This window comes from Motilibacter peucedani, assembly GCF_003634695.1.
Classification (GTDB): domain Bacteria; phylum Actinomycetota; class Actinomycetes; order Motilibacterales; family Motilibacteraceae; genus Motilibacter; species Motilibacter peucedani.
In genome coordinates this window covers 669,376-681,625 of sequence record NZ_RBWV01000010.1, presented here as the reverse complement: position 1 = coordinate 681,625, position 12,250 = coordinate 669,376, and the positions used below count along the sequence as shown (strand labels likewise).

Sequence of the window (12,250 nt, the reverse complement as noted above, 5' to 3'; positions counted from 1 at the left end):
TCAGGGCGCGAGGTCGGCCACCACCAGGTCGTCGAGGGTGACCGAGCGCGAGGTCGTGCTCTGCGAGCCGCGGTCGGCCGAGACGAACAGCTGACCCGGTGCCGTCACCGCGGTGTCGGTGACGGTGGAGCTCCAGGCGGCCGGCTCGGGCGAGCCGTCGGGCCAGATGCGGTACTGCACGGTCGAGCCGGTGACCCGGATGCGCAGCCACTGCCGGGCTGTCGTGACGCTCTGGGCGTTGACGGTGCTCAGAGTCGTCCGCACGCCGTTGACGTTGCGCGACAGGCTCACGGTCGTGGAGTTCGACGCCACCTCGATGCCGTAGCCGGTCAGCGGCCGGTAGGCGTTCTGCCAGCCGCCCGAGCCGCGGACGTAGACGTCCAGGTAGCCCGTCGCGCCGGTCGAGCTCCAGCGGTAGGAGAGCACCGTGTCGGTGTCGGCGCGCGGCGCGGCGCCGGTCAGCTGGGCGCGGGCGAAGGCACCGGAGACGTTGCCCACGAGCAGCGAGCCGCCGCCGGCCTGCGTGCTGACCGTCCCGTTGGAGGTGCCGGTCGTCCACGCGCTGCTCCACGGCGTGCCGTCGGCACCTGCCCAGCTGTCGGTGAACAGCAGGGTTCGCGCGCTGACCGCCGCGCTGTCCGGGCCGACGTTGCCCGACGTGTCGACGGCCCGCACGGTCCACGTGTGCCGGCTGCCCGGCGCCAGCCCGGTGTCGGTGGTGCTGAGGCCCGTGATGACCGTCGGCAGCACCGTCCCGTCACGCACCAGCCGGTAGCCCGCGACGCCCTGGTCGTCGGACGCGGCCGTCCAGGCGAGGTCGACGTGGTCGGTGCCCCTGCCCGTGACGGTCGTCGCACCGGGCGGTCCGGGGGGCGTCGTGTCGCCCGTGCTGGTCACCGTGACGACGACCGGGCTGGACGAGCCCGTGTTGCCTGCGGCGTCCTGCGCCGTGGTGACCAGCGTGTGGCTGCCGGCACCGCTGGCTGCCCACGCGAACTCGTAGGGCGCCGAGGTGTCCGTGCCGACCACCGACCCGTCGACCCGCAGGGTCACCGACGCGACGGCGGTGTCGTCGCTCGCCGTCGCGGAGACGGTCGTCAGGCCCTGCACGCTGGCGCCCGGCGCCGGCGAGGTGATGGCCGTCTTGGGCGGCGTCGTGTCGGCGGGTCCGCGTCCCGACGCCCGCCAGTGCGCGTCGACCTGCGCGGCGGTGAGCGCTGTCGGGTAGACCGCGGGGTCGTCGATCGTGCCGGCGAAGAACGCACTGGTCGGCACGTTCGGCCAGCTGGCGAGGTTGTCCCCGCCCACGCGCCAGTAGCCGGAGAACGACTGGTTCGTCGTGGTCGGGTTGGTGCCGACGCGTACGTCGTCGACGTAGAGCGCCATCCCCGCCGCACCTTGCGTACCGACCACGTGATGCCACTGGCCGTCGTTGTACGAGCTCGCCGAGGTGATGGTCTGCGGCGACCCGGTGTAGACCCCGAAGACCAGCCGACCGTTGTTGGTCATGTAGACGTGCTTGTCGTAGGAGCCGCTCACCGCGGCGTTCCCGTTGAAGTCGAGCCCTCCCTGCCGGTTGCCGAACCCGAGGATCTTGCCGCCCGAGGTGGTCGTGGTGCGGAACCACGCCTCGATGCTGAAGGCGGTCGGGGCGGGCACGGCCGCGGAGCTGGAGAGCAGCCCGCTGACCCCGTCGGTGGTGATCGCCAGCTCGCCCGGCCCCTTGCCGGCGACGCCGTAGCTCACGCCCGTCGGCGAGAAGACCCCGCCGGTCAGGTTGGGCGAGCTGTCGGCAGCAGCCGGTGCGCGCACGTCGCCCAGCCGCCAGAAGAGCCTCGGCGAGTCGTCGAGGACCGCGGTCGAGTAGGCCGGCAGAGTCGCCACCGCCTGCACCGCGGGCGAGGCCGCCGAGCGTGGCGACACCCGGGTGCCGAAGGTCTCGACGGCGTCGGCGGTGTAGGTGTGGCTGCTGCCGACGGCCAGGCCGGCGTCCTCGACGCCCACCACAGGGTCGCGCCAGAACAGCGCGTGCACGGGCACGGAGGCGATGGGCGTGGAGCCGCCGTCGCGGTAGATGCGCACGGTCAGGTCCGTGTCGTCGGTGTCGAGCGGTGACTGCACGTAGACCGCCAGCGCTCCTCCTGGCCTCGCCGTGACGCTCGGCGCCGCCGGCTGGGCGGGCGAGGTGGTGTCGCCGGTGGAGGGCGAGAAGCGTACGAAGCCCTGCTGGTTGCGCCCGTTGACGCTGGTGAACTCGCCGCCGACGAACAGCTGCGTGCCGTCGGTCGCGAGCACGCGCGGGCCGAGGCCGGCGCCGCCGGGGCCGCCGTTGGTGTTGGGGTACCACGACGAGACGTGCCCGTCGCTCGCGCTGCGCGCCAGCAGGTGGCGCGAGAGCCCCCTCGACCAGCCGACCTCGGGGAAGGCGTCGGGGTCCGACTTGTCGGCGCTGCAGTCGTGGGCGTGCGAGCCCTCGTAGAGCAGGCCGTTGAGGATCTCGATGCCCTGCGTCGCGCCGAGGCAGCGGCTCACCCAGCGCAGCGTGCCGTCGGACACCCGCGCCGAGAAGGTCCCGTCGAAGCAGCCGCCTCCGGTGCCCTCGGCGCCGAAGTAGACGGCCCCTGCGTCGGTCTTGACGGTCTTCATCTCGCTGGTGCAGGTGGCGCTCTTGGGCGGGATCACCGACCCGGCGGAGAAGGGCAGCAGGGCACCGGTGGCCGCGCTGACCGGCGCTGCGGCGTGGTAGCCGGTGTTGCCGTTGACGCTGAGGAAGCCGCCCGCCAGGTAGAGCACGTCGCCCGCCGCGGACAGCGCCATCGAGTAGACGACGTTGTCGGCGCTCGCCGAGAAGCCGGCCACCCGTGCTCCGGTCGACGCGCTCAGCGCGGCGACCCGGGTCGCCGCCCCGCCCCCGGCCTGCGAGAACGAGCCGCCGACGTACGCGGTGGTGGCCGTCGCGACGACGCTGTTGACCCGCCCGTTGACGCTCGGCGCCCAGGGCAGCAGCCCGCCGCCGGCGGCGGACAGCGCAGCCACGCGGCCGTGCGAGGCGCCGTCGATGCTGGTGAAGTCGCCGCTGAGGTAGACCCGCGAGCCGTCCGAGCTGGTCGAGAGCCCGTAGACCGGCGCGGAGACGGTGTGGTTGATCGAGCTCACGAGCGCGCCCGTAGAGGCGCTGAAGGCGGCGAGGTACCTGCGCGACACCTCACCGCTGCCCGCCGCCGCCCCCGGAGGGCGCACGGACGTGAAGTCGCCGCCGAGGTAGACGATGCCGTTGGCGACGGTGATGGCCCGGACGACGCCGTTGGTCTGCCACGAGCTGGCGGCGGCGGCGGGCACCGTGCCGTTCTCGAGGGCCGCGGCCGGGCCGGCGGGGAGCGCGGCTGCCCCGGCCGCGAGGAGTGCGGCGACGGCCAGCGTCGCCAGGCTGCGTGCTGCGCGCATGAGCGCCTCTTGATGGTCGTGCGAGGAGGAAGCCCGCGGCGAAGCTCTGTGCCGACGCCGTTGCGGCCCCTCCGACCCCCGTGGTCTTCGTTGCGCTCCGAGCCTAGGACGGCACCTGCGCCTCCGTCCGCCGAACGGGTGAGCACGTCATGGCGGTTGCGCCCCCCGGGCGGCGGGCAGACTGGCAGGGCGGCCCGCGACGGCGGGCCGTTCGCGCGCCGCGTGAGGCGGCCGCAGACGTACACCGCGAGGAGCACCCCCATGCCGACGACCGTCCGGGCCTACGCCGCCCCCAGCGAGGCCGCACCGCTCGTGCCGACCACCATCGAGCGCCGCGACCTCGGCCCCCACGACGTGCTGATCGAGATCAAGTACGCCGGCATCTGCCACTCCGACATCCACACCGCACGCGGCGAGTGGGGCCAGGTCGGCTGGCCCATCGTCGTCGGCCACGAGATCGCCGGCGTCGTCAGCGAGGTCGGCGCGGAGGTCACCAAGCACGCCGTCGGCGACCGCGTCGGAGTCGGCTGCCTGGTCGACTCGTGCCGCGAGTGCGAGAACTGCCAGAAGGGCCTCGAGCAGTACTGCCTGAACGGCAACATCGGCACCTACGGCTCGGTCGGCCGCGACGGCAAGCCCACCGCCGGCGGCTACTCGACCCACATCGTGGTGACCGAGGACTTCGTGCTGCGCATCCCCGAGGGCGTCGGGCTCGACGTCGCCGCCCCGCTGCTGTGCGCCGGCATCACGCTCTACTCCCCGCTCACCCACTGGGGCGCGGGGCCTGGCAAGGAGGTCGCGATCGTCGGGCTCGGCGGCCTCGGGCACATGGGCGTGAAGATCGCCGCCGCCAAGGGCGCGAACGTCACCGTGCTGAGCCAGTCGCTGAAGAAGATGGAGGACGGCCTGCGCCTGGGCGCCTCGGCCTACTACGCGACCAGCGACCCCGACACCTTCAGCGAGCTCGCCGGCCGCTTCGACCTCATCGTCAACACGGTCTCGGCCCCGCTGCCGATGGACGACTACCTCGCGCTGCTCAAGACCGACGGCACGATGGTGCAGGTCGGTGCGCCGCCGGAGCCGGTGTCGGTGACGCTCGGCTCGCTGATGGGCGGGCGCAGGTCGCTGGCCGGCTCGGGCATCGGCGGCATCCCGGAGACCCAGGAGATGCTCGACTTCTGCGCCGAGCACGGCCTGGGCGCCGAGATCGAGACGATCTCCGCCGACCAGGTCAACGAGGCGTGGGAGCGCGTGGTGGCGAGCGACGTGCGCTACCGCTTCGTGATCGACGCCTCGACCATCTGAGCACTGCCGACCATCTGAGCACTGCCGGTGACGGCCGCCGCGCCCGCGCTACCTCGCCACGAGGAGCGCCTGGGGCGCGGCGGCCGTCGTGCGTCTGGCAGGCCGACCGCAACCGCGAGCCTCCCCCGCGCGTCACCCTGGTCGTAGGCAGTCGCCGAGCGGGGAGCGGGAGTCGCCGTGCAGGAGAAGGACTTCGAGGAGCTGTACGCGGCGTGCGCGCCGCGGCTCGTGCGCGCGGTCTACGCGGTCACCGGTGACCTGGGCGACTCCCAGGACGTCGTCAACGAGGCCTTCGCCTGCGCCTGGAGCCGCCGGCGCAGCTTCGGCGAGGTCGACTCGCCCGAGGCATGGCTGCGGACCGTCGCCATGCGCCTGGCGGTGAGCCGGTGGCGCCGGGCCCGCACCGGGGCGCTCGCCTGGCGCCGGCACGGTCCGCCCGACCCGGTGCCCGAGCTCTCACCCGACAGCGTCGCCCTCGTGCGGGCGCTGCGGGCCCTGCCGGAGGCGCAGCGCGTCGCCGTCGTCCTGCACTACTTCTACGACCTGCCCCTCGAGCGGATCGCCGCCGAGACCTCCACCACCCCCAGCTCGGTGAAGTCGCGCCTGTTCCGCGCGCGCGCCAGCCTCGAGCACCTGCTGACCGACCCCGTCGAGGAGACGACCGATGTCCGATGACCGCCTGAGCTCCGCCTTCACCGTGCTCGACGACGAGCTGCGGCGCACCCGCCCGCACCGCGGCGACACTGCGCCGTGGACCAGGGCCGCGCTCGTCCGGCGCCGCCGCGCCACCGCCTCGGGGGCCGTGGTCGCCGTCTGCGCCGTGATCGCCGGTGGCGCCGTGGTGCACGAGACCCGCGGGTCCGGACGCGACGGCGTGCCCGTCGTGGTCGGCGACGCCCCCTCGGCCGCGTCGACTCCGGTCGCCGCACCCTGCCCCGACCAGCACGTCTACAGCACCACTGCCGACGCCATCCCGCGGGCCGACCTGCCCGCCGCCGACCCGGCGATGGCGGGCCACCTGCTCAGCCCCGCCGACCTCGGCTGGCCGGCGGGCACGAAGGCCGACAGCGGGAGGGGACTGCCCGGCACGGCCGACGCCAGCGCCTACACCGCTGCGGACTGGGCGGACTCGTCTGTCGACTCCGCAGGGGGCGTGTCCTGGAACCTGACCCAGGAGGTCGCCCGCATGGCGCCGGGCAAGGCGGAGGCCGCGTACGCGACGGCTGCCGCCCTGCTCACGTGCACGACGCCGGACCACGTGGTCGAGGTCATGACGGCGTCGCCGACGACGGACCCGCAGTGGGTCGGGGCCAAGACGGAGACGGCGGTGAGCGACGACGGCGGCACGGCGGTCGAGTGGATCGTCGTCGCCCGCTCGGGAGACCTGGTCACACGGCTCTCGCTCAACGCGTGGGGAAAGGACGTGGCGATGTACGACGCGCACCTGCCGGCCGCGTGGTTCGACTCGCTCGCGCGGGCCGCGGCCGACCGGCTCACCGGCACCGCCCCGGCTGCTCCGCTCGGCACGCCGTGATGCGTCACCCGGCGGGCGCTTGCACCCGGTCGCGGAGGCGCTCGAGGTCGGCCTGCACCGTGGCGGCGTCGCGCTCGAGCTCGGCGTCGGTCATGCCGGGCGTGGGCCGCAGGGAGAAGACGACCTCGCAGCCGTCGTCGAGGGCGAGCACCCGCATCGGGTTGTAGTGCCGGTGCCCGTCGGGCGTAGTCACCCAGTGGTCGAGGACCCCCAGCTCGTTGGGCGGCCCCATCTCGAGCACCGCCTCGCCGTCGGGCATCCGGACGACCCACTGGTCCCCGTGGCGCTCGAGGGTGGTGGCGAGGCCCGCCGCCCACTCGGGCAGGTGCGCGGGGTCGCACGCGTACGCGTAGACCTCCGCCGCGCTGCGCTCGACCCGGACGGTGAGGTGGCGGGAGCCGCCGCTCGCGGTGCTCATGGACCCAGCATGGTGCAGGGCAGGGCCTCGGCGCGAGTGTCTTGCGGGCCGTTCCAAGTGGTCCCCAATCCGGCTACAGGTGGTTCGCAAGCAGGACGGAGCAGGGTCGGCACGAGACACCGAGACCGCCCGAGGAAGCCGCCATGAACGCCACGCCGCTGCACCTGTCCCCCTCCGCGCTGACCGTCCTGCCGACGCTGCCCCGGCTGGCGCTCCCCCGGCCGACCCAGCTGGTGGCGGCCGTCGTCGTGGCGGCGGGGCTGGTCGCGGTCTCGCCCGCTGACCCGGTCGTGCAGAGAGGTGGCGAGGGGCCGCGGCCGGGCCCGACCGCCTCCGTCGTGCAGCCGCCGACGACGCTGCCCGTCAGCGCCCAGGTGGGCTTCCGGCCGCCGACCCGGCTCGGCGACGGCTACCCGAGGCCCTGACCGGCGGAATGCCCGCGACCCATCAGGGGTTGAATGAAGCGCCGTCCCTGGATGCGCTGGTGGGAGACCGCCGAAAGACGACGTTCCCTGAGCGTGGCAGTCGAGCATGGGTGCAGCGGGAGGTTCGATTCCCCCGACGGCACTGCTCGCGGGCCCTGCGCCCTCGTCGCCCCGGATACCCTGGAGCGATGGGGAGCACGGTCCGTGGCGCGCAGGTGGCGCGCCGGCTGCGTACGCTGCTCCTCCTGCTGGGCCTGGTGCTCTCCGGCGCCGCGGCAGCGCCGCAGGTCGGCCCGACCGCTCCCGCCGGGTCCGCGACCGCCGCGCTGACGGAGGTCCGGGCCGCACCTGATGCGCTCGGCGCGGTGCTCTCGGTCCTTCCCCAGCTGCCTGCCCGCGCCGGCCGTGCCGTCGCCCGCCACGAGCTGCCCACCGGCCCCGCCGCGGCCGCGCTGCTGCCGCTCGCGTGGACCGTGGTGCTCGCCGCCCGGCGGCGCCGGTTCCTCGGTGCCTGCGCCGCGCCGCTCGCCCCGCGGTCGGACACCGCGCCGGCCCGCGGGCCTCCGCTGCTCCCGCTCTGCGCCTAGCCCTGCGTGGGGCACTCCCGCCTGCACCGGGGCTCCCCCTGCCCGCACTGCGCGAGGAGACAGAGCCCATGAGCTCACAGATGGACTGGTGGGGCGTCCTCGGGATGCTCGCCATCGTGTGCGCGATGTTCGTCGTGCCCGCCCTCAGCTTCGTCTACGACGCCCGTCGCGCCAAGCACGACGGCGCGGAGCCGACGGTCCGCCCCGAGGTCGGCGACTAGTCGCGCAGCCGGTCGTCCTGCCGCGGCACAGCGGCAGGACGACCGGCGTACGGTGTGCCGCGTACGAAGACCCCGCGCCCGAGGAGCACCCGTGAGCACCGCCCTGCCCGACGACCTGCGAGCGCTGCTGGCGCAGCCGAACCCCGCCGTCATCACGACGCTGCGTCCCGACGGCGCCCCGGTGTCGGTGGCGACCTGGTACCTCCTCGACGGCGACCGCATCCTCGTCAACATGGACGAGGGCCGCAAGCGCCTGGACTACCTGCGGGCCGACCCGCGGGTGAGCCTGACCGCGCTGGCGAAGGACGACTGGTACACCCACGTCAGCCTGCAGGGCCGGGTCGTCGAGCTCCGCGACGACACCGACCTCTCCGACATCGACCGCCTCTCGCGCCACTACGGCGGCGGCGACTACCCCAACCGCGACCGCGGACGCGTCAGCGCCTGGATCGAGGTCGACCGCTTCCACGGCTGGGGCGCCGCTGCGCGGTCCTAGACGTTGATCGCCCGGGGCGTCCTCCGGCACTAGAGTCGGCCTCGTCCAGCGCGCAGAGATCCTGCGCCCGTGTCACGAGGAGGAGACAGCCCATGACGCTGTCCGAGATGCCCGGGTTGGTGGCAGGCGCCGAGCGCGCGACGGCAGGAACGCCGGCGTGGCTGGCGCTCAAGGACGCGGTGGAGCAGCTGCGCCCGTCGCTGTCCCCCGACGGCTCGGTCGACGCCGCCGCCCACGACCTCGCCGCGGCGCAGGCGCTGGTCGCGCGCGTGGTCGCGTCGGTCGAGGAGCTGGCGCCGGCCTACCCGCACGACGCCGACTACCTCACGGCGCTGGTGGCGGACCTGCGCCGGTGGTCCGACGAGGGCCTGGGCAAGCCCGACTTCCTCGACTCGCTGCTGGCCTTCCACCCCGAGAGCGCCCGCGACGACGGCGTCGAGCACCTCGTCGTCTTCCCCATGTACACCCAGAACGGCAACCCCGACCGCCACCTCGAGGCGCTGCTGGTGCGGGTGTTCTGGCCCAGCTGGGTCGCCGAGCTCGAGACCACCCGCTACGGCAACCCGATGTTCGTGCCCGTCACGTTCGTCGACTTCACCGCGGGCTACGACACCAACTCCGCCGTGCTCTTCCCCGAGACCGTGAGCGTGCGCGAGATCCCCCGCTTCACGTGGGGCGCGATCTTCTGCGACCGCGAGGCCGCCCGCTTCCGGCGGGTCATCTCCGCCGCGGTCGAGACGACCCGGCTCGAGCTGCCCGACGACGCCGCCGCGCTGCTCGCCGACCAGCAGCTCGCCCAGGAGACCTTCGTGCTCTGGGACGTCATCCACGACCGCACCCACATGCGCGGCGACCTGCCGTTCGACCCGTTCATGATCAAGCAGCGCATGCCCTTCTGGCTCTACGCGCTCGAGGAGCTGCGCTGCGACCTCACCGCGTTCCGCGCGGCCGTCGAGCTCGAGCGCGAGGGCGTCGCGGGAGCCCGGCTCGCGCAGTACGCCATCGTCCTCGACCGCGGCCTGCGCTTCCCGCTCGCCGGGTCGCGGGTGCGCAACTACGACGGGCTCGGCGGCCAGCTCCTGTTCGCGTTCCTGCACCGGCGCCGCGTCCTCAACTGGACCGACAGCCGGCTCAGCATCGACTGGGAGGCGCTGCCGGAGGTGGTGATCGCGCTGCTCGAGCAGATCGAGGACCTCTACTGGCGCAGCATCGACCGGCCCAAGGTCTCGCACTGGCTGGCCGCCTACGACCTCGTCACGACCTACGTCGAGCCGCACCCCGCGTCCCGCTGGGCGCAGGGCCGCGCCGCCCTGCCGCTCGACGGGCCGCCCAAGGAGCTCACCAACGCGGTGATGGCCGACGAGTTCCCGCTCAGCATGTTCTTCGAGGCGCTGTCGAAGAAGATCGGGCCCGTGATCGAGTCGACCGCCGGCATCCGCGCGTGAGCCTGTCCGACTCGGTCGTCGTGGTGACCGGCGCCGGCGGCGGCGCCGGCCAGGCCGTCGTCCGACGACTGGTACGCAGTGGTGCCAACGTCGTCGCAGCTGACCGCCGCACGGTCGACCTCCTCGACGAGGCCGCGACCCGGGAGTGGGCCCGCTGGGTCGAGCGGGAGCACGGCCGGGTCGACGGAGTCGTCCACCTGGTCGGCGGGTGGCGCGGCGCGAAGACCTTCACCGACGCGAGCACCGCCGACGCCGAGTGGCTCCACGGCCAGCTCGTCCGCACGCTGCAGCACGTCAGCCTCGCGTTCCACGACGCGCTCGTCGCGAGCCCGGCCGCCCGGTTCGCGATCGTGTCGGCGACGGCCGTGACGTCGCCGACGGCGGGCGGCGCAGCGTACGCGTCGGCGAAGGCGGCCGCCGAGGCCTGGACGTTCGCGCTCGCCGACTCCTTCCGGCGCAGCCAGTCCGGCCGCAAGGCCGATCCCACCCCGCAGCGGGCTGCTGCGGCGGTGCTGGTCGTGAAGGCCCTGGTCACCGAGGCGATGCGGCAGGAGCGGCCCGACGCCTCCTACGCCGGGTCCACCGACGTCGACGAGCTGGCCGACTCCGTCGCCAGGCTCTGGGACACCGACGCCGCCGAGCTCAACGGCTCGCGCATTATCTTGGCCCGGTGACCACCGACCTGCTCGCCACCAGCTCGCCCGCCTCCTCGCCCGTGCGGCGCCACGACCCCGGGTCGCGGGGGTTCGCCAGCGACAACTACTCCGGCGTGCACCCGGAGGTGCTCGAGGCGATCGCGGCGGCCAACGGCGGGCACCAGACCTCCTACGGCGGCGACGTCTACACCGCCCACCTGCAGGACGTCTTCCGCGGGCACTTCGGCCCGCGCGCCGAGGTGTTCCCGGTGTTCAACGGCACCGGGGCCAACGTCGTCTCGCTGCAGGCGCTCACCGACCGGTGGGCCTCGGTCGTCTGCGCGGCCAGCGCCCACATCCACGTCGACGAGTCCGGCGCGCCCGAGAAGGTCGGCGGGCTCAAGCTGCTGACCGTGCCGACGCCCGACGGCAAGCTGACCCCCGAGCTCATCGACATCGAGGCGCGCGGCTTCGACGACGAGCACCGCGCCCAGCCGCAGGTCGTCTCCATCACGCAGACCACCGAGCTCGGCACCCGCTACACCGTCGACGAGATCGCCGCGATCTGCGCGCACGCCCACTCCAAGGGCATGCGCGTCCACCTCGACGGCGCCCGCATCTCCAACGCGGCCGCCGGTCTGGGCGTCGACTTCGCGGCCTTCACCTCCGAGGTCGGGGTCGACATCGTGTCGTTCGGGGGCACCAAGAACGGGCTGATGATGGGCGAGGTCGTCGTCGTCCTCGACCCGGCGGCCGTCCCGGGCATGCTGTGGGTGCGCAAGTCCGCCATGCAGCTGGCCTCCAAGATGCGCTTCATCTCCGCGCAGTTCGACGCGCTGCTCAGCGGCGACCTGTGGCTGCGCAACGCCTCGCACGCCAACGCGATGGCCACCCGGCTCGCCGAGGCGGTGTCCGGCCTCCCCGGCCTGCAGGTGGTGCGGCCGGTGCAGGCCAACGCGGTCTTCGCCGTGCTGCCCGCCGAGGTGACCCAGCGGCTGCAGGAGCGCTTCCGCTTCTACGTCTGGGACGAGGCGACCGGCGAGGTCCGCTGGATGACGACCTTCGACACGACCGAGGCCGACATCGACGCGTTCTCCTCCGCCGTGCGCGACGAGCTGGAGGCCTACGCGTCGCGCTGAACGCGACGGGCCGGCGGGCCGTATGCCGGTGGGTCAGAGAGACCCGCCGACGCAGGGAGAACCCGATGACCAGCGAGCGACCGCAGCCGCGCGAGAGCGCGCCCGTCCCTGACCGCCGCACCTTCCTCGCGGTCGCCGGCGGCGGTGCAGGGCTGCTGGCCCTGGCGGCTTGCGGCGGCAGCAGCAGCGGCGACCGGGGTGCGGCCGCGGCGCCCGCCGACGCGGCGTCCGCAGTGCCCAGCAGCCCGGCCGGCTCGGCCGACGCGTCGGCGACGGGCGGTCCGGCCGCCAGCGGCTCGGCTGCGGCCCTGGGCAACGTCAGCGACATCCCGGTGGGCGGCTCGGTGTCGGCGAAGGGCCCCGACGGCAAGCCGATCCTGCTCTCGCAGCCGACGGCGGGCACCGTGGTCGCCTTCTCGGCGATCTGCACGCACATGGGCTGCACGGTCGCCCCGGGCGGCAAGACCTTCAACTGCCCCTGCCACGGCTCGGTCTACGACGCCGCCACGGGCAAGAACCTCAGCGGTCCGGCGCCGCGTCCGCTCGCCGAGGTAGCGGTCCACGTGGTCGACGGGCAGGTCGTCGCCGGCTGACCCGAGCG

Annotated in this window: 13 protein-coding genes; 11 read left to right on the top strand and 2 right to left on the bottom strand. The window is 74.0% G+C overall.

Going from position 1 to position 12,250, the window contains the following annotated elements; genetic code table 11:
* Complete coding sequence (locus CLV35_RS08045) at nucleotides 1–3,444, bottom strand: LamG-like jellyroll fold domain-containing protein (protein ID WP_121192907.1); 3,444 nt, start codon at nucleotides 3,442–3,444, stop codon at nucleotides 1–3.
* Between the two features lie 261 nt (nucleotides 3,445–3,705).
* Here CLV35_RS08045 and CLV35_RS08040 point away from each other — a divergent pair, with 261 nt between their 5' ends.
* From CLV35_RS08040 to CLV35_RS08030, 3 genes are all read left to right on the top strand, one after another.
* Entirely contained in the window at nucleotides 3,706–4,749 is a 1,044-nt protein-coding gene (locus CLV35_RS08040; RefSeq protein WP_121192906.1) for an NAD(P)-dependent alcohol dehydrogenase, read from the top strand.
* Between the two features lie 177 nt (nucleotides 4,750–4,926).
* Nucleotides 4,927–5,424, top strand: a complete 498-nt coding sequence (locus tag CLV35_RS08035; RefSeq protein WP_121192905.1) for a SigE family RNA polymerase sigma factor — start codon at nucleotides 4,927–4,929, stop codon at nucleotides 5,422–5,424.
* Nucleotides 5,414–6,283: a hypothetical protein gene (locus CLV35_RS08030; RefSeq protein WP_121192904.1), complete on the top strand. Its 870-nt coding sequence runs from the start codon at nucleotides 5,414–5,416 to the stop codon at nucleotides 6,281–6,283. The genes CLV35_RS08035 and CLV35_RS08030 overlap by 11 nt, the downstream gene beginning before the upstream one ends.
* 4 nt (nucleotides 6,284–6,287) lie before the next feature.
* On the opposite strand, the gene CLV35_RS08025 is transcribed toward CLV35_RS08030, so the two are convergent.
* Nucleotides 6,288–6,701 carry an SRPBCC family protein gene (locus CLV35_RS08025; RefSeq protein ID WP_121192903.1) on the bottom strand — a complete coding sequence of 138 codons (414 nt, stop codon included), beginning with the start codon at nucleotides 6,699–6,701 and terminating at the stop codon, nucleotides 6,288–6,290.
* A gap of 143 nt (nucleotides 6,702–6,844) precedes the next feature.
* Between CLV35_RS08025 and CLV35_RS08020 the strand changes: the two genes are divergently transcribed.
* The 8 genes from CLV35_RS08020 (at nucleotide 6,845) to CLV35_RS07990 (ending at nucleotide 12,242) form a co-directional block, all read left to right on the top strand.
* Nucleotides 6,845–7,126 carry a hypothetical protein gene (locus tag CLV35_RS08020; RefSeq protein ID WP_121192902.1) on the top strand — a complete coding sequence of 94 codons (282 nt, stop codon included), beginning with the start codon at nucleotides 6,845–6,847 and terminating at the stop codon, nucleotides 7,124–7,126.
* A 188-nt stretch (nucleotides 7,127–7,314) separates the two neighbouring features.
* On the top strand, nucleotides 7,315–7,713 hold the full coding sequence (locus CLV35_RS08015; protein WP_121192901.1) for a hypothetical protein: 399 nt from the start codon (nucleotides 7,315–7,317) through the stop codon (nucleotides 7,711–7,713).
* Between the two features lie 68 nt (nucleotides 7,714–7,781).
* Nucleotides 7,782–7,934: a hypothetical protein gene (locus tag CLV35_RS19990; protein ID WP_183061866.1), complete on the top strand. Its 153-nt coding sequence runs from the start codon at nucleotides 7,782–7,784 to the stop codon at nucleotides 7,932–7,934.
* A gap of 91 nt (nucleotides 7,935–8,025) precedes the next feature.
* On the top strand, nucleotides 8,026–8,430 hold the full coding sequence (locus tag CLV35_RS08010; protein WP_121192900.1) for a PPOX class F420-dependent oxidoreductase: 405 nt from the start codon (nucleotides 8,026–8,028) through the stop codon (nucleotides 8,428–8,430).
* Between the two features lie 92 nt (nucleotides 8,431–8,522).
* Complete coding sequence (locus CLV35_RS08005) at nucleotides 8,523–9,875, top strand: DUF6421 family protein (RefSeq protein WP_231121592.1); 1,353 nt, start codon at nucleotides 8,523–8,525, stop codon at nucleotides 9,873–9,875.
* Nucleotides 9,872–10,549 carry an SDR family NAD(P)-dependent oxidoreductase gene (locus tag CLV35_RS08000; protein ID WP_121192899.1) on the top strand — a complete coding sequence of 226 codons (678 nt, stop codon included), beginning with the start codon at nucleotides 9,872–9,874 and terminating at the stop codon, nucleotides 10,547–10,549. The genes CLV35_RS08005 and CLV35_RS08000 overlap by 4 nt, the downstream gene beginning before the upstream one ends.
* Nucleotides 10,546–11,649, top strand: a complete 1,104-nt coding sequence (locus CLV35_RS07995) for a threonine aldolase family protein (RefSeq protein WP_121192898.1) — start codon at nucleotides 10,546–10,548, stop codon at nucleotides 11,647–11,649. Before CLV35_RS08000 ends, CLV35_RS07995 begins: the two co-directional genes overlap by 4 nt.
* A gap of 65 nt (nucleotides 11,650–11,714) precedes the next feature.
* Nucleotides 11,715–12,242 carry a Rieske (2Fe-2S) protein gene (locus CLV35_RS07990; RefSeq protein ID WP_121192897.1) on the top strand — a complete coding sequence of 176 codons (528 nt, stop codon included), beginning with the start codon at nucleotides 11,715–11,717 and terminating at the stop codon, nucleotides 12,240–12,242.
* Nucleotides 12,243–12,250: the final 8 nt, after the last annotated feature.